17 protein-coding genes are annotated in these 15058 nt (G+C 66.3%); 11 read left to right on the forward strand and 6 right to left on the reverse strand.

All coding sequences use genetic code 11. From position 1 onward, the window contains the following. The first annotated feature begins 350 nt into the window (after positions 1–350). Positions 351–1730 (forward strand): magnesium transporter, encoded by a 1380-nt coding sequence (gene mgtE / locus TRAD_RS01830; RefSeq protein ID WP_013176878.1) that lies wholly within the window; start codon positions 351–353, stop codon positions 1728–1730. A gap of 133 nt (positions 1731–1863) precedes the next feature. On the opposite strand, the gene TRAD_RS15890 is transcribed toward mgtE, so the two are convergent. From TRAD_RS15890 to TRAD_RS01840, 4 genes are all read right to left on the reverse strand, one after another. After that, positions 1864–2742 (reverse strand): hypothetical protein, encoded by an 879-nt coding sequence (locus TRAD_RS15890; RefSeq protein ID WP_148221160.1) that lies wholly within the window; start codon positions 2740–2742, stop codon positions 1864–1866. Positions 2743–2813: 71 nt separating this feature from the next. Next, positions 2814–3212 (reverse strand): M23 family metallopeptidase, encoded by a 399-nt coding sequence (locus TRAD_RS16760; protein WP_185095187.1) that lies wholly within the window; start codon positions 3210–3212, stop codon positions 2814–2816. Positions 3213–3286: 74 nt separating this feature from the next. Further along, the gene (locus TRAD_RS15895; protein WP_013176880.1) at positions 3287–4057 is read right to left on the reverse strand and encodes a TolB family protein; all 771 of its coding nucleotides are present in this window, start codon (positions 4055–4057) and stop codon (positions 3287–3289) included. Positions 4058–4273: 216 nt separating this feature from the next. Then, a complete protein-coding gene (locus TRAD_RS01840; RefSeq protein ID WP_013176881.1) occupies positions 4274–4822 on the reverse strand; it encodes a helix-turn-helix transcriptional regulator in 549 nt (182 codons plus the stop codon). A 132-nt stretch (positions 4823–4954) separates the two neighbouring features. On the opposite strand from TRAD_RS01840, the gene TRAD_RS01845 reads away from it, so the two are divergent. Further along, positions 4955–5785, forward strand: coding sequence for an undecaprenyl-diphosphate phosphatase (locus TRAD_RS01845; protein WP_013176882.1), 831 nt, complete (start codon positions 4955–4957; stop codon positions 5783–5785). A 69-nt stretch (positions 5786–5854) separates the two neighbouring features. Here TRAD_RS01845 and TRAD_RS01850 read toward each other — a convergent pair whose 3' ends face one another. Next, positions 5855–6247, reverse strand: a complete 393-nt coding sequence (locus tag TRAD_RS01850) for a RidA family protein (protein WP_013176883.1) — start codon at positions 6245–6247, stop codon at positions 5855–5857. A 103-nt stretch (positions 6248–6350) separates the two neighbouring features. Then, complete coding sequence (locus TRAD_RS01855; RefSeq protein ID WP_013176884.1) at positions 6351–7313, reverse strand: PP2C family protein-serine/threonine phosphatase; 963 nt, start codon at positions 7311–7313, stop codon at positions 6351–6353. Positions 7314–7433: 120 nt separating this feature from the next. Between TRAD_RS01855 and gatA the strand changes: the two genes are divergently transcribed. The 9 genes from gatA to TRAD_RS01900 all read left to right on the forward strand — a co-directional run bounded on the left by gatA (position 7434) and on the right by TRAD_RS01900 (position 15000). Continuing rightward, positions 7434–8885, forward strand: coding sequence for an Asp-tRNA(Asn)/Glu-tRNA(Gln) amidotransferase subunit GatA (gatA, locus tag TRAD_RS01860; protein WP_041947093.1), 1452 nt, complete (start codon positions 7434–7436; stop codon positions 8883–8885). A 168-nt stretch (positions 8886–9053) separates the two neighbouring features. Beyond that, positions 9054–9197, forward strand: coding sequence for a 50S ribosomal protein L34 (rpmH, locus tag TRAD_RS01865; RefSeq protein ID WP_013176886.1), 144 nt, complete (start codon positions 9054–9056; stop codon positions 9195–9197). Between the two features lie 5 nt (positions 9198–9202). Continuing rightward, positions 9203–9595: a ribonuclease P protein component gene (gene rnpA, locus TRAD_RS01870; RefSeq protein ID WP_013176887.1), complete on the forward strand. Its 393-nt coding sequence runs from the start codon at positions 9203–9205 to the stop codon at positions 9593–9595. After that, on the forward strand, positions 9592–9855 hold the full coding sequence (yidD, locus tag TRAD_RS01875; protein ID WP_013176888.1) for a membrane protein insertion efficiency factor YidD: 264 nt from the start codon (positions 9592–9594) through the stop codon (positions 9853–9855). Before rnpA ends, yidD begins: the two co-directional genes overlap by 4 nt. Continuing rightward, positions 9852–11540: a YidC/Oxa1 family membrane protein insertase gene (locus TRAD_RS14970; protein WP_013176889.1), complete on the forward strand. Its 1689-nt coding sequence runs from the start codon at positions 9852–9854 to the stop codon at positions 11538–11540. Before yidD ends, TRAD_RS14970 begins: the two co-directional genes overlap by 4 nt. Positions 11541–11543: 3 nt before the next feature. Then, the gene (locus TRAD_RS01885; protein WP_013176890.1) at positions 11544–12125 is read left to right on the forward strand and encodes a Jag family protein; all 582 of its coding nucleotides are present in this window, start codon (positions 11544–11546) and stop codon (positions 12123–12125) included. 283 nt (positions 12126–12408) lie between these two features. Beyond that, positions 12409–13557 (forward strand): baeRF3 domain-containing protein, encoded by a 1149-nt coding sequence (locus tag TRAD_RS01890; protein ID WP_013176891.1) that lies wholly within the window; start codon positions 12409–12411, stop codon positions 13555–13557. A 28-nt stretch (positions 13558–13585) separates the two neighbouring features. Beyond that, complete coding sequence (locus TRAD_RS01895) at positions 13586–14047, forward strand: nucleoside deaminase (protein WP_013176892.1); 462 nt, start codon at positions 13586–13588, stop codon at positions 14045–14047. Beyond that, positions 14047–15000, forward strand: a complete 954-nt coding sequence (locus TRAD_RS01900) for a queuosine 5'-phosphate N-glycosylase/hydrolase (RefSeq protein WP_013176893.1) — start codon at positions 14047–14049, stop codon at positions 14998–15000. Before TRAD_RS01895 ends, TRAD_RS01900 begins: the two co-directional genes overlap by 1 nt. Positions 15001–15058: the final 58 nt, after the last annotated feature.

The following is a 15058-nucleotide window of genomic DNA, read 5'->3' on the forward strand; positions in this document are numbered from 1 at the left end:
GAAGGGCCCCTGCGCCGCCTAGCGGTGCGCGTTCGCCCTCCGGCGTCGCTACAACCGTAGGTTCAGGAACACGCTTCAACGCCAATACGGATCACGCCCAGGTTGGACGGGTGTTGGGGTCGGTGCGCTGCCGAGCGGTTGGCGGCGGGCAGGTGACGCTCACGAGCGATGTGCCGCAGACGGAGCGGTCGTTACGGACAGGGGAGAAGACACCTCTTGCGAGGGGAGGCACCGTTGTTAGACGAACCCGACAGTAGAAGCCGAGTCGCTGACACCCCTTCCCTCGCGGCACGCTAACCTCCGCGTAGGGAACCGTTTGCCCAACCCCGTACCATCCCAAGGAGGTTCCGATGTCCGTATCCGTCCACCCCACCCCGACGTCCGCCCTGCCCGAGGACATCCACCGGCTGATCGACGAGCACCGCTGGCAGGAGCTCGCCGCGCGCAAGGCGGCTTGGCCCGAACCCGATGCGGTCGCGCCGGAGCTCGCCGAACGCCTCCTCGAGCTCAGCAAACCCGACCGCGTCCTCCTCTTTCGCGCGCTGCCGCGTGAGGTGGCGGCTGAGGTCTTTACCTGGCTCGAGGGGGAAAGCCGCGACGCTTTGCTGCGCGACCTCACCGACGCCGAAACCCGCACCCTCCTCGCCGAGATGAGCCCGGACGACCGCACCGAGCTCTTGGGCGAGCTGCCGGGCAACGTCACGCAGCGCCTGCTCAACCTGCTCGGGCCCGACGACCTGCGCGAAGCGCGCGACCTCTTGGGTTACCCCGAGGAGAGCGTCGGGCGCCTCATGACCCCCGATTATCTCGCCGTGCGCCCCGAGTGGACGGTCGCCGAAGCGCTCGAGCACATCCGGGCGCGCGGTCACGAGAGCGAGACCGCCAACGAGATCTACGTCACCGACGAGCGTTGGCGTCTGCTCGACGCCTTGCCGCTGCAGCGCTTTGTGCTGGCGCGCCCCGAGACGCGGGTGCGCGACATCATGGACAACAAGTACGTGGCGCTGCCGGCGACCGCCGACCGCGAGGAGGCGGTGCGCGAGATGGGCCGCTACGACCTCGTCGCGCTCCCCGTGGTGGACTCCTCGGGGACGCTCGTCGGGATCGTCACGGTCGACGACGTGCTCGACGTCGCCGAGCAGGAGGTCACCGAGGACTTTCACAAAACCTCGGCGATGGCGCCTTTGCGCCAGAGCTACTGGGAGACCGGCAAGCGGTTTTTGTTCCGCAACCGTATCGGCTGGCTGGCGATTTTGGTGCTCATCAACCTCGTCTCATCGGGGATCATCGCGGCTTTTGAGGAGACGCTCGAGGCGGTCGTGGCCTTGGCCTTTTTTATCCCGCTCATTATCGACACAGGGGGCAACGCCGGCGCGCAGTCCGCCACCCTCATGATCCGCGCGATCAGCACGGGCGACGTCAAGCTGAGCGAGTGGTTCCGGGCGTTTCTCAAAGAGGCCGTCGTGGGGCTTTCGATCGGCGTCGCCCTGGGGCTTATGGGGATGGCGCTGGGCTTTTTCCGGGGGGGACCGGAGATCGGCATCATCGTCTTGCTGACGATGATCACCATGCTGTTTTTAACCAACCTCATCGGTCTGCTGCTGCCCTTTGTCCTCACCCGCCTCAAGCTCGACCCCGCGCTCGCGAGCGGGCCGCTCATCACCTCGATCGCCGACGCGGTGGGGCTCATTATCTACTTCTCATACGCGGTGTGGATTTTGGGGCTGTAGGTTGATGACGCGGGGGTAGGAGGTCTTTCGCAGCCCCTGCTCACCCTTTTCGCTACTTTGTGTCGAAGGCTCGGTGGCGCACGTCTTCTACCTGCGCAAGTCGAAAAAAGGGGTTGGAACACCACCAAGAGCTTTAAGGTTTAAAGGGCAGCTGCCGCGTAGCCCCCTGTGGCGCTTGCGAGAACGCCTTGAGGCGCTCCGCTTCCGGTGTAGCCGTGAACGCCTGGCCGTCGAAGAGAAAGACGACCTGCTCGACATTGTGCGGTTGCAAGGTCGCCTTATAAAATGCCTGGGTTGCGTCGCAAGGAAATACCTCAACGCTCAGCGTAGACACGTTTATAACGAGATCGAGGTAACCGTCCTCATTTCGATCTTCCCTTTCCCAGCCGACGATCCGAGCGAACTTGGCACCCGGCGCTGGCGGGCTACCGCACGAGGGAAAAGGGTTTACATAGTCGAGCAGCAAGGAGGTATCAAGCTCGTCCGCTTGAAAGTCAGTTACCTGAAGGTCGAAGGTGGCGGTCTCGAAGCCCTCTCCGTAGCCGATGATCAAGGTCCGACCGTCCCTAGTAGGAAAGGTAATAACGCTCTGGCGTACACCTTCCTCTATAAACTGAACCATGTGCCAACGAGTATCCTCGCGCTTGAAAAGAGCTGCGGATGTAGCCCCGGAGTCGGTTTCATAGTGCCCTAATCCAAGAAGAGCTTCCTGCGCCCCTACATGACTAAAAGAGCCGTAGAGAATGAAGCTCATCAAATAGAAGCGATCATCGATGTTAAGCAGGTGCTTTGTGCCATCTACCTGTTGTGTACACTTCTCGAAGGCTTCAAAAATATCGCTAGCACAGATCGCTTGAGCAAACGCCCTAGCCTCAATTTGATTGAGGGGCGCGCCGTCACCAATAGGGAGAAGGGCATGCGAACCTGTGGATTGAGCCCAAGTTGCACTGCTACAAAAAACTCCAAGAAGCCAGGTGAAAGTGAGGGGTAGCAATCCTCCAGTTGGAATCATGGTTTCACCACAGATGGTGTCGTAAACTGACCTCGAGCCCAAACTCCAGCTTGAGGTCAGTTAGAGAAGGTTTAATCGTTACAAGCGGTAGACTGCCAAGCATATCTTCTGTTTACTCGCCAGTCGCCTGCATAGATAGGAGACTTCCGCAAGTAGCAGTCGTACCCGCGCATACCGTACGTGCCGTTGACGCCGGTATTACCAGATACGATGCCGCCACGGTCTGGGTCAAAATGTAAATGAACGCCGGTTGAAGTTCCGGTAGTTCCTATGTCACCTAATGGAGCTTCCTCAACTACAGCTTTGCCGGAGTAAACGTTGTAGCTTCCTGGGCTACCCGTTACTAGGTGGTAGTATCGCACGTCAGCATCAACTGCCGCGTGGTACACACGTACAGTCACACCGCAGCCCCCGTCGCTACCTACTGCACGTACTGTACCACCCCTCGCTGCTCTAGCTACCTTCTTCACACCGAAAGGGCGAGGGGCGAAGTCAAGTGCATAACTGCCTCGTGTTGAACTATGCCAACTAGTCGTAAGTATGCTTACTCCAAGATAGGGAAGGCGGAATGTTGGAGTACCCTGGAGGGCTTGGAGGCTGCGTACTTCCGAATTGATCCGGTAAGGGACTGCTTTAGTCGATTCAAGCGCTCCATCCTGTGTAACCTTGGATAAAGTGCAGCAGCCTCACCACGCCTCGTCGCTTGGCTTACTAGAGGTGTAGTCGCTTGGGTACCGAGGTTGCTAGGTACGTCGAGAATGTAAAGATCATGCTCAGTCGTGAAAGGCGAGAGCACTCCTTTACGCGATGCGGTATCAAGATTCATCAGGGAAACGGTGCGGCTGGCGCGAAAGGCGAGTTGGTGTCCGTCCGGGGAGATTGCTAGGCTCCTGCCCAGAATGCCGATGAGCGCGCCGTCAAGCACACTGCGATCTTCCGCTATAAGTGTCACCTTACTTGAGTTTAACGAGATAGCGTAGATGGCCCAGTTGTTCTCCGTATCGATGTTGACAAACACCGTTTTGCCATCAGGTGAGAAGATGCCACCCTCAGCGTAGAAGTGTTCACCAAACCGCTCAGGCGTTGTCAACAGCGTTACTTTCCCTGAAATCACATCTTGAAGGTAAACTCTACCATCCGTTGTAACCGTACCATCCTCTAAAGTTACAGTTTTAGAAACTGTTCTTATACCCTCAAACTCGTCAAAAGTGAAGTACGACTGAAAAGGAGCTTCCAGCTCATGCGAGATGTTAGTGCAAGAAGCTGCTAAGAGAACAAGCACCATACTCGTGAGTACGAGGTTCATTCGCTTCATGGCTCAGCCTCCTTGTATTGCCTCTGCGGCTTGAAAGTTGCGTCTCCAGTGAGCCATCAGTTTGAGTGGTCGTCACAACCAGCAACGCACCTCCATCAAGCAGATGTTTGTGCTTAAGACGTAGCTCGCAGTTTTGATTGCGCTTCTAGCTAAGAATAGTCAGGCAAGAAACTGTTTAGATAGTGCCTTTCGACCCGTGCCGTTTGGCACGTGCCCTTAGTCACGCTTTCGGCGCGGCGGCTCCCAGCCGCTCTCCATGAGCACGTGCCACAGCCCGAAGTAGTAGAGCGTCAGGTGCGCTTGGCTCTTCAACCCCAACTTCTGATAGATGGCCGAAACCGTATTCTTGACGCGGCCCTCGCTGACCTCCCTGTGGTGAGCGACCTGCTTTGGCGAGCGCCCGTGTGCCAGCAGGCGGAGCGTGAACTGCTCCGCCGGCGTGAGGCTCGAGCGCGGCGACGGCTGAGCTAGGCAAGGGTCTTGCAAATGCTCGGCGAGCTGCTCGATGGAGACGTTGTGTAGAAGTGCCCTAGGGCGGTGCTCCAGGAGGTGCAAACGGTACTCCGGACACGGGTTATCGCTAACAACGACCATTTGCGCCGGGCACAAGTGGCGTAGCCGGGGCGGGGCCCAACCCCACGGCGCGTCGACGAGCAGGGTGTCGCGCGCCGCTGCGTCGATGGCGACGCCGAAGGCGCGCAGCCCCTCGGCGAGCCCCACGGCGAGCGCCTCCAGCCCCGCGAGCACGCGGTAACGCGTTCTCATGGCAGGAGCCTACCATGGCTTTAGCACCAAGCTTCGTAAGTTTTGGTAGCCAAAAGCCGCCCGCAGCGCCTCTAACGGAGCCAAAAGCCCCCGGCGACCCGCGTTCAAAGGCTCGTGTTAGGGTAAATCCGTATGACGTTTTTCGAAGCCATCTTGCTCGGCATCATTCAGGGTGTGACGGAGTTTTTGCCCATCTCCTCGTCGGGGCACCTGGTGGTGATACGCGACTGGTTCGGTATCACCGAGGCGGCGCTGTCGTTTGACGCGGTGATCCACCTGGGCAGCCTGCTCGCCGTGATGGTCGCCTTTCATAGCGAGCTGCGGGCGATCGTTCGGGGTCTAACGGGCGCCCGAGACGACGAAGCGAAAGAGGGGCGCAAGCTGCTGCGCTACCTCGTGCTCGCCACCCTGCCTTTGGTCGTCGCCGCGCTCTTTTTCCGCGACACCGTCGCGCTCGCCTTTGAATCGACGCTCTTTACGGCGCTCATGCTCTACTTTACGGGGGCGCTTCTCCTCTACGCCGAGAAGCGCCCGCCCCCTCGCATCGAACTCGTCCCCTCGAGGCGGCACGTGCTGGCGATGGGGTTTGCGCAGATTCTGGCGCTCTTACCCGGGTTGTCGCGCTCGGGGATGACCATCGGGGCGGGGATGCTCGCCGGGTTGTCGCGCGTGCAGGCGGCGCGCTTTTCGTTTCTGATGTCGATCCCGGCGATTCTGGGGGCGTCGCTCTTTGAGCTGACGCACGTCGCCAGGGCGAGCGCCGGACCGGGGGGGCTACCCGGCGAGGAGCTCGCCCAGACCATCTCCACGGGGGCGCTGATTACCGGAACCGTCACCTCGCTGATCGCCAGCTACTTGTCGATCGTCGTGCTGCTGCGCTTTCTTAAGAGCGGGCGGCTCGTGGGTTTTGCCATCTACACCTGGGTCTTGGCGACCCTGCTGTTGGTACTCGAGGTGTTCTAAAGGAGCGGGGCACCCCCCGAAAAAGCCGGGAGCCACCTGTCCCGTTTCCGGCGCCCTACGTTTAAGGCCTTACGTCTGAGGGATGAGGGCGACCGCCTCGATCTCGACGCGCACGTCGCGCGGCAGGCGGGCGACTTCGACGGCGCTGCGGGCAGGGGGGACGGCGCCAAAAAAACGCCCGTACACCTCGTTCATCGCCGAAAAGTCGTTCATATCCTTTAGAAAACAGGTGCATTTGACCACGTGCTCGAGCCCCGAGCCAGCGGCGTGGAGCACCGCGCTGAGGTTGTGGAGCACCTGTTCGGTCTGCGCGCGGATGTCACCCTCGAGGAGGGTGCCGTCGGGTTTGAGGGGGATCTGACCGGAGGTGAAGACGAGGTTGCCGACGCGCACCGCTTGCGTGTAGGGGCCGATGGCGGCGGGGGCGGCGTCGGTCTGGATGGGGGTCTTTTGGGGCGTCATGGGCTACTTTACCGCGCTCTCGGGCGGCCGTGCGCTACAGACCCTGTGGGCAACCGAGACGTCTGGCGGGGCACGTAGCCAGGCAGCCGACGGGGCCGCGCAGCTAGGGGCGGTAGAGCGCAAAGACGACAAAGAGCACCACGAGCACCGCGCAGCCGAGCAGCCAAAAGCGCAGCGGCCACCACGCTTGGCGTCGCAGGCGGGCGAGCGCGCCCCCTTCGCCAAAAGCGTCCTCGACGGTGTAGAGCCCCTCGGGACCGGCGCCTAGGGTGACGCTCAAGGTGCGCTCCGCGGGGAGGGTGTAGCGTTTCGGTCTGGGCTCAACCGCCCCCACGACGAGGAGCGCGGCGGTGATGTTGTCGGGGCTGCCGCGCGCTTTGGCGCGGCCGATGAGCGCCTCGACCGCGGCCTCGGCGGGGGAGAGGGTGGCGGCCTCGAGGAGCGCGGCGTCACCGAGCACCCCGCTCAAACCGTCGCTGCAGACCAGCAGGCGGTCGCCCGGGGCGACGTGCAGGTGCGAGAGCTCCAACGTGACGGTGGGGTTGGGGCCGAGCGCGTTGGTGAGCACGTTGCGCCAGCCGTGCCGTTTGGCCTCCTCGGGGGAGAGGAGACCCTGGCGGAGCCGGTCGGCGACCCACGAGTGGTCGCGCGTCAGCTGCGTGATGGCGCCGTCTCGGATCAGGTAGGCCCGCGAATCCCCGACGTGCCCGATGAGCGCGATGGGGTCGTCGAGGAGGACGAAGGTCAGGGTGGTGCCCATGCCGAAGCTTTCGGGGTTGGCGCTCGCGTACGCGTGGAGGTCGAGGTTGGCGCGCTGCACCGCCCTGGCGAGGGCGCTCGGGAGCCGCGGCTGGGGTCTAGCGAGCGCCTGCACGAGGGTGTCGCGCGCCCGTTGGCTGGCGATCTCCCCGCTCTGGTGCCCCCCCATCCCGTCGGCGACGAGCACGAGCGCCCCGTTGGGGGTAGCGCCCGCGTAGACGGCGTCTTGGTTGACCGCGCGCACCTCGCCGACGTCGCTCTTGGCGGCGAAGCGGCGCTCGGTCGGTGGGGGGGCGGTGCGGGTCATGCCTCGTTCAAAGTATATCGGGGCGTCACCGGAGAGCGACGCGGGTGTGGCCACCCGTAACGTTCGAGGCGTGATGGGGGCGTCTTTGGAGAACGTGGGGTGGCGCGGTATGCTGCACGGGTGACGTTAGCATGCGACATCGCGGAAGCGGTCGGCTCGGGCCGCGAGCGCGCCGAGACGGTGGTGCGGCGGGCGCTGTCTCGAGCCGACAGGGTGCAGCGCGAGACAAACGCGTTTATCACCCTCTGCGGCGAGGCGGCGCTGGCGCGCGCCCGCGCGCTCGACGCGCGCCTCGCCGCGGGGGAGGCGCCGCCGCCGCTCGCCGGTGTGCCGGTCGCCGTGAAAGACAACCTCTGCACCCGTGGGGTGCGGACGACGGCGGGCTCGAGGTCTCTAGAGCACTTCGTCCCCCCCTTCGACGCGACGGTCGTCGCGCGGCTCGAGGCGGCGGGCGCGGTAGTCATCGGCAAGACCAACCTCGACGAGTTCGGCATGGGGAGCACGAACGAGCACTCGGCGTTCGGCCCGGTGCGCAACCCGTGGGACCTCGAGCGGGTGCCCGGGGGCTCGTCGGGGGGCTCGGCGGTCGCCGTGGCGGCGGGGGTGGTGCCGCTGGCGCTCGGTACCGACACGGGGGGGTCGGTGCGGCAGCCCGCGAGCTTTACGGGCGTCTTGGGCTTTAAGCCCACCTACGGCGTGCTGTCGCGGAGCGGGGTCATCGCCTTTGCGAGCTCGCTCGACCAGGTCGGGGTCTTCGGGCGCAGCGCGCGCGACCTCGCGCTCGCGCTGACGGCGATGGCGGGCCCCGACCCCTTGGACGCCACCAGCCTCGAGGCGCCCCCCCTGAGTGCCGACCTCGGCACCGGCACCGAGCTCTCGGGGCTTAGAGTCGGGCTCATCAAAGAGCTCTCGGGGGCGGGCAACAGCCCCGAGGTGCGCGAGGCGCTCGGCCGCACCACCGCGGCGCTGCGCGACCTGGGCGCTGAGGTCAGCGAGGTCTCCTTGCCCCACGCCCCGTACGGCACGGCCGCCTACTACATCGTGGCGCCCGCCGAGGCCTCCTCGAACCTGGCGCGCTTCGACGGCATGGTCTATAGCCGCCGCGTGGGTGAAAGCCGCCTCGGCCAGGGGGAGGTGATGCGGCGCTCGCGCGGCGCCCTCTTCGGGCCGGAGGTGCGCCGCCGCATCCTGGTGGGCACCTACGCGCTCTCGGCGGGTTACTACGAGGCTTTTTACGGAAAAGCGCTCAAGGTGCGGCGGCTCATTGCCGACGAGGTGCGGCGCGCCTTCGGGCGCTTTGACCTGCTGCTCACGCCGACCGCGCCGAGCCCCGCCTACCGCTTGGGCGAGGTGGCCGACCCGCTGAGGATGTACTTGGGCGACGTCGACACGGTGCTCGCCAACTTGGTGGGGTGTGGCGCGGTGAGCGTACCGGCGCCCACGCCGGGGCTACCCTGCGGGGTGCAGTTTTTGGCCCCCCCGTTAGAGGACGCGCGGTTGTTGCGGGTCGCGGGGGCGCTCGAGGCGGCGGCTGCGGGGGCGTTTGCACCGCTGGCGCCGGCTTATCGGTAGGTCCTCGGGGGGGCTGCAGCGTTCGGGGTCGGTCGAACGCGCCTAGCAAAGCGCAGGGGCGATGTGGTATGCTCTTACGTCTTGTCGGGTGGCCGCCACCTCACTGCCAGGGCCCCATAACATCCCCGTGAAGCCTTCGTCAGCGTGGTCACCCCTTGGAGGAAGCGTATGAAACGTACCTATCAACCCAACCGGCGCAAGCGCGCCAAGACCCACGGCTTTCGCGCCCGTATGAAGACCGCCGCCGGCCGCAACGTCATCCGCCGTCGCCGCGCCAAAGGCCGCGCCAAACTCTCCGTTTCAGACGAGTAACGCCCATGCCGGTCATCCAGTCGTTAAAGGGTGACCGCGCCTTTCAACGTCTGCGCCGGGGTCGGGCGGGGCACGCCAAGCTCCTCAGCCTCCGCTGGCGCCCCCTGCGCCCGCCCAGCGGTGCTCCGGCGGGTGCGCCCGTGAGCACCGCGTTCGTAGGTATCGTGGTCAGCAAAAAGGTCGGCAAAGCGGTGTTGCGCAACCGCGTCCGCCGCCGCCTGCGCGAGGCGTTGCGGGCTGTGCTGGCCTGCGCCGAAGCGCGCGCGAACCCCGCCCAGGGGTTGCGTCACCCCGCCTTTGAGCTTGTGATCATCGCGCGCCCGGACGCCGCCGAGGCCGACTACGGGCAGCTTAGAAGCGCCCTCGAGCACGCCCTACGCAAGGGGCAGCTGCTATGAGCGGGGGGGCTAAGCTCTCGCTCGCGCAGCGGCTCGTCTTGGCGCCCATTACGTTCTACCAGCGCTACGTATCCCCCTTAAAACCGTCCCCGAGCTGCCGCTTCTCCCCGACGTGCAGCCGCTACACCGCCGAAGCGGTGCGCGTGCACGGGGTGCTGCGCGGCCTTCTGCTCGGCGCCCGCCGCCTTCTCAAGTGCCACCCCTTTCACCCCGGTGGTTTCGATCCGGTGCCCCCCGCGCGCCCTTCGGAGGAACTTTGAACGTCAAGTTGGTTTTTTTGCTCGCGCTCCTGCTCCTAGGGAGCGCGTCGGCCCGCGTGACCTTCGGCGTCAGCGAGTTTAGCGCCGCCGACCTGCGCAACCCGCAGCTGCTCGACGAGCTGTGCGCGGGGGAGAGCGCCTCGTTCTGGTGCGAGGCGCGAGACGCCACCCTGCAGCTCATCACCACCAAGGGTGCGGACTACCTGTTTAACGACGTCGGCGAGATCGTCGCGCTCTACGCCAAGCAGCAGCGGGGCCAGGACTTTCGCGGCAACTACGCCCTCGACAACAACCAGAACCTGATCCCCCACACGGCCCCGCATCCGGGTGGGGCGGTGCTCTTTGACGGGGTGTACCACCCGCGCAGCGGGGTGAGCAGCACCTGGGAGGAGACGACGCTCGCGGGCGCCCCCGCCCTGCGCGGCACCTTTTCGTACACCGTGGGCGAGATCGCCGAGGTCACCAAGGTCGTGACCGTGAGTTCGGTGCTGAGCTCGATGGACGTCTCCGTCGAGGTGACGCGCCTCGGGGCCGGGGAGGAAGCGGCGGTGCAGTACGCTTTTCCGGGGATCGCGCGGCAGAACCAACCGGCGCTCAAGGTCGGTCAGGGCGAGTCGTTTACCCTCAACCCCCCCGCGCAGGCCTTTCCCGCAGCCAACTACATCTCGCTCCAGAGCAACAACCGCAACACGGGTTTCGCCCTCGTGCTGCGGCCCCACCCGGAGGTGCCGGGGGCCGGGGATGAGCTCGCGGCGTTTCCGCTTTCGGCCAACCAGATCGCGCTCGGGCGGACCCTGGGGGCCGAAGCGGGGGCGACTGCGGGGCTCGAGCTGCAAGCGTACGGCGGCCCCAACGAGATGGTGCGCTTCGCCCAAGAGGGGTACCTCGACCTGCCGGGGCTCTTTCGGCCCAACCTTTTAGGGAGGCTCTCGCTCGGCATCATCGTCGTGCTCGAGGCGATCTACGGCGTTGTCGGGAGCTGGGGCCTAGCCATTATCCTCCTGACGCTCCTGTTCCGCGCGCTCGTCTGGCCGCTGATCTCGGCGCAGACCAAATCGATGGTCGGGATGCAGAAGATCCAGCCGAAGATGCAGGAGCTGCAGAAAAAGTACAAGAACGACCGCGAAAAGCTCACCCAAGAGACGATGAAGCTCTACCAGGAGGCGGGGGTCAACCCGGCGGGCGGGTGTCTACCGATCCTCGTGCAGATGCCTATTTTCATCATCTTGTGGCGGGTGTTTATCAACTTCGAGTTTAACGAGGGCTTTTTGTGGATCCCCGACCTGGGGCTTAGCGACCCCTTCTACCTCCTGCCCATCTTGTACGTCGCCGTGATGGTCGGGCAGTCGGTGGTGGCCTCCAAGGGCAACACGCAGATGCTCCGCCAGCAGCTGCTCATCAGCGGGGTGTTCGTCTTTTTCATCTTCGGTTTCCCCGCCGGGGTGACGCTCTACCTGATCACCTCGATGCTCATCCAGGTGCTGCAGCAGTGGCTGATTCAACGCAACATGGACGCCGCCCCCGCGACGCTCGCCACGGGCGTGACGCCCGTGCCCTCACCCCCCTCGGCGACGGCGATCGAGACGGCGGCGCAGAACCCGGCGACCCGCGAGGCCTCGGGCAAGGCGACCGGCACCGGCGCCAAGGGGGGCAAGCCGCGGACGAAAAAGGCGCGCGCGAAGTAGCCGATGGCGAGCGATCTCGACAAGTACTTAAGCGACCTCGGGATCGATACCGAGGACGAGGCGCAGCCGAAGCTCCCCACCGCCCCCCAGGCCGCGGCGGCCGAGCCGGCGCCGAGCGCGGCGGCCGAGGGGAGCGCCGCCGAACGGCTCGAGGCCTTTTTGGTGGGGCTGCTGCTCCACCTCGACCCCGGTTACGCGGTCGAGGTGACGCCCGCGGGGGAGCGCGAGCTGCGCGCCGAAGTCGTCGGGGGTGACCCCGGCAAGATCATCGGGCGCGGGGGGCGCACGCTCGCCGCCCTCGAGTACCTCGCCAACGCTGTGCTCAACCGCGACGAGGGCGCGCCGCACGTGCGCGCCTCGCTCGACGTGGGGGGCTACCGCGCGCGCCGCGACGAGCGGCTGCGCGGCGTCGCCCTCAAGGCGGCCGCGCGCGCGCGCAAAACGGGGCTGGCGGTCGAGCTCGAGCCCATGAGCGCCGCCGAGCGCCGCGTGATCCACATGACCCTGGCTGACGACCCCAGCGTCGAGAGCGCGTCTTCGGGTGAGGGGCGCGAGCGGCGGGTGGTGGTGCGGCCGGTCGGCTAAGGCGCCCCGCCCTACTTGTAACCCCTTACTTGTACCCTTTGGCCGCGCGCAGCGTCCCTCGGACGCTGCGCTACAGTGTCGGCGTGACGGCCGTGCGACCCTAAGCGGGTCTGGGGCAGCGACGTCCGCACGGTAAACCCGCTCGCGCCGACGCGGGCGCGAGCGGGCGTGACAACGGCGTGCGGCACGTGGCACGCCGTCACACCCGTCGACGCACGACGGGCCTGGCGCGCCTGAGGGTGGCGCCTGCGGGTATCTACGCCGATTCACGAGAGGGGGACCGATGGACATCCCGACCAAAGAGGATCTGACCGCTCTAAGCGAACAGGGGGAGGGCTACGCGGTGTCGATCTACATGCCGACGCACAAGGCGGGCAAAGACACGCGCGAAAACCCCATCCGCTTTAAAAACCGCCTGCAGGAGGCCGAGGAGCAGCTGAGGCGCCACGGCCTCAAGGGCGACGACATCGACGCGCTCCTAGCGCCCGCCCGCAAGCTCGACGACTACCGCTTCTGGCAGAACCAGCGCGAGGGGCTCGCGGTGTTCGTACAGGGGGGGAGCGAAAGGCACTTTCTGCTCCCGTACGCGCCAGACGAGCTGACCGTCGTCGCGCGGCGCACCCACCTCAAACCGCTCCTGCCGCTGCTAACGGGCGACGGGCGCTTTTTCATCCTGGCGATGAGCTTGGGGGGCGCGCGGCTTTTGGAGGCGACGCGCTACAGCGTGACCGAGGTGCCCGTAGAGGGCGTCCCGACGAGCCTCGAGGAGGCGCTGCAGTACGACGACCCCGAGCCCTTTCACGAGCACTACACCGTGACGGCCGCCAACCGCGGCGGCGAGGCGCTCGTTCAGGGGCAAGGGGCTGGCGAAGACGAGCGCAAGACGAACATCCTGCGCTTTTTCCGCGCCTTCGACAACGGCCTGCGCGCGCTTTTGGCGCCCCAAGGGGACCGCATCCCGGTGGTGTTTGCGGGCGACAAGGGGCTGTTTCCCATCTACCAGGAGGCGAACCACTACAACGGCCTGCTCGATAGGGCGGTCGAGGGCAACCCCGAGGGCCTGCGCGAAGAGGAGCTGCACGCGCGCGCTTGGGAGGTCGTCGAACCGCACTTCCGGGCGCAGCGCGAGCGCGACGCCGCCGCGTTCGGTGAGGCGCTCGGGACGGGGCGCGCGGGTACGGCGCTCGAGGAGGTCCTGTGGGCCGCGCTCGACGCCCGCATCGCGACGCTCTTCGTCCCCCTGGGCGAGCGCGCGTGGGGCACCTTCGACGCCGAAGCGCGCCGCTTGGAGCGCACCGACGAGGGGCCCGAGAGCTACGACCTCTACGACGCGGCCGCGACCTACACCCTCCTGTACGGCGGCACGGTGTACGCCGTGGCGCCCGACGAGGTCCCCGGCGACGGCCCGCTCGCGGCGGTCTACCGCTTTTAGCCGTCGCTGCACCCTGCGAGGAGGTTGCATGACCCCCACGACCCCCCCTCCCGCGCGCCCGCCGGAGGCGTGGATGCGCCTCGCGGCCGAGGTCGCCGAGCGCGGCCAGACGATGTTCGGCGCGGTGCTGGTGCGCGGTGGGGCGCTGCTCGCCGAAGCCGCCAACACCGTCGCCAAAGACCGCGACCCGAGCGCGCACGCCGAGCTGAGCCTTATCCGCCGCGCCTGCCGCGAGCTCGTCACCACCGACCTAGACGGTTGCACCCTCTACACGACCGTCGAACCCTGCCCGATGTGCGCCGCGGCGTGCGTGTGGAGCGGGGTCTCGGGGGTGGTCTTCGGCGCCTCGATCGCCGAGGTCGCCGAGCTGGGGGTGCCGCAGATCGCGCTCTCCTGCGAGGAGCTCTTCGGCCGGGTGCAGCACGCGCCGACCCTGCGCGGCGGGGTCGAGCGCGAGCGCTGCCTCGAGCTCTGCCAAAGGTTCTGGTAGTGCTCGCCGAGATTCGCGCGGCGTGCGCCGAGGTGGCGCGGCGCTCGCGGTGGGTGCGCCTCGATGAGGGGGGGCTAGCGCGCTTTGCCGAGACGCTCGAGCTCGCCTCCGTGACCGCCCCCCGTTACGACGCGGCGCACCACTACGTGGGCGACCCCGAGGCCATGCTGGCCTTTAACCTCACCCTCGACGCGGTCAACTTCGGCTCCGGCTACTTCCCGCACCTGCGCAAACGCCCCGGCAAGTCGGGGTACTTCACGGTCGCGCTGGCCCTTAAGGAGCACTTTGAGGCGCACGGTCCCCTCGCGCCGCGCGAGCTCGTGGCGCTCACCCCGCCGCGCACCGCCGCGCTCTTCGGCCAAGACCTAGGCGACCCGGTGCGCGCCGAGCTGATGCGCCACTTTACCGAGGCGCTGCACCAGCTCGGCAGCTACCTCGTAGAGCGCTTCGGCGGCTCGTTTGCAGCGCTCGTGGCGGCGGCACAGGGGCGCGCGGAGCGCCTCGCTGAGCTCTTGGCCGAGATGCCCTACTTCCGGGACGTCGCGCGCTACGGCGAGCTCCGCGTGCCCCTTTACAAGCGCGCCCAGATCGCCCCCTCGGACCTCGCGCTAGCGTTTGACGGGCAGGGCTACGGCCACTTTAGCGACCTCGAGCAGCTCACCATCTTCGCCGACAACCTCGTCCCGCACGTTCTGCGCGTCGACGGCGTGCTGGTCTACGACCCCGCGCTTGTGGCGCGCCTCGAGGCGGGCGCGCTGATCCCGGCGGGCTCAGAGGAGGAGGTCGAGATCCGGGCGGTCGCGCTGCACGCCGCCGAGCGGCTCGTGGCGCAGCTGCGCGCCGCCGGAGAGGCGGTGAGCGCGCGGCAGCTCGACGTCTACTTGTGGAACCGCGGTCAACAGGAGCGCTACAAAGCCGCGCCGCGCCACCGGACGCGCTCGGTGTTCTACTAGGGCGCCGTCGGCGCGGGCTTGTAGCGCGTGGCCTGTAGCGCGTGGTCTGTGGGAGCCC

Source organism: Truepera radiovictrix DSM 17093, from assembly GCF_000092425.1.
GTDB lineage: Bacteria > Deinococcota > Deinococci > Deinococcales > Trueperaceae > Truepera > Truepera radiovictrix.

Excerpts from the sequence above, each read along its gene's own strand:
- mgtE (WP_013176878.1), top strand. The coding sequence starts at position 351 with ATGTCCGTATCCGTCCACCCCACCCCGACGTCCGCCCTGCCCGAGGAC.
- TRAD_RS15890 (WP_148221160.1), bottom strand. The coding sequence starts at position 2,742 with ATGATTCCAACTGGAGGATTGCTACCCCTCACTTTCACCTGGCTTCTT.
- TRAD_RS15895 (WP_013176880.1), bottom strand. The coding sequence starts at position 4,057 with ATGAAGCGAATGAACCTCGTACTCACGAGTATGGTGCTTGTTCTCTTA.
- TRAD_RS01840 (WP_013176881.1), bottom strand. The coding sequence starts at position 4,822 with ATGAGAACGCGTTACCGCGTGCTCGCGGGGCTGGAGGCGCTCGCCGTG.
- TRAD_RS01845 (WP_013176882.1), top strand. The coding sequence starts at position 4,955 with ATGACGTTTTTCGAAGCCATCTTGCTCGGCATCATTCAGGGTGTGACG.
- TRAD_RS01850 (WP_013176883.1), bottom strand. The coding sequence starts at position 6,247 with ATGACGCCCCAAAAGACCCCCATCCAGACCGACGCCGCCCCCGCCGCC.
- TRAD_RS01855 (WP_013176884.1), bottom strand. The coding sequence starts at position 7,313 with ATGACCCGCACCGCCCCCCCACCGACCGAGCGCCGCTTCGCCGCCAAG.
- rpmH (WP_013176886.1), top strand. The coding sequence starts at position 9,054 with ATGAAACGTACCTATCAACCCAACCGGCGCAAGCGCGCCAAGACCCAC.
- rnpA (WP_013176887.1), top strand. The coding sequence starts at position 9,203 with ATGCCGGTCATCCAGTCGTTAAAGGGTGACCGCGCCTTTCAACGTCTG.
- yidD (WP_013176888.1), top strand. The coding sequence starts at position 9,592 with ATGAGCGGGGGGGCTAAGCTCTCGCTCGCGCAGCGGCTCGTCTTGGCG.
- TRAD_RS01885 (WP_013176890.1), top strand. The coding sequence starts at position 11,544 with ATGGCGAGCGATCTCGACAAGTACTTAAGCGACCTCGGGATCGATACC.
- TRAD_RS01890 (WP_013176891.1), top strand. The coding sequence starts at position 12,409 with ATGGACATCCCGACCAAAGAGGATCTGACCGCTCTAAGCGAACAGGGG.
- TRAD_RS01895 (WP_013176892.1), top strand. The coding sequence starts at position 13,586 with ATGACCCCCACGACCCCCCCTCCCGCGCGCCCGCCGGAGGCGTGGATG.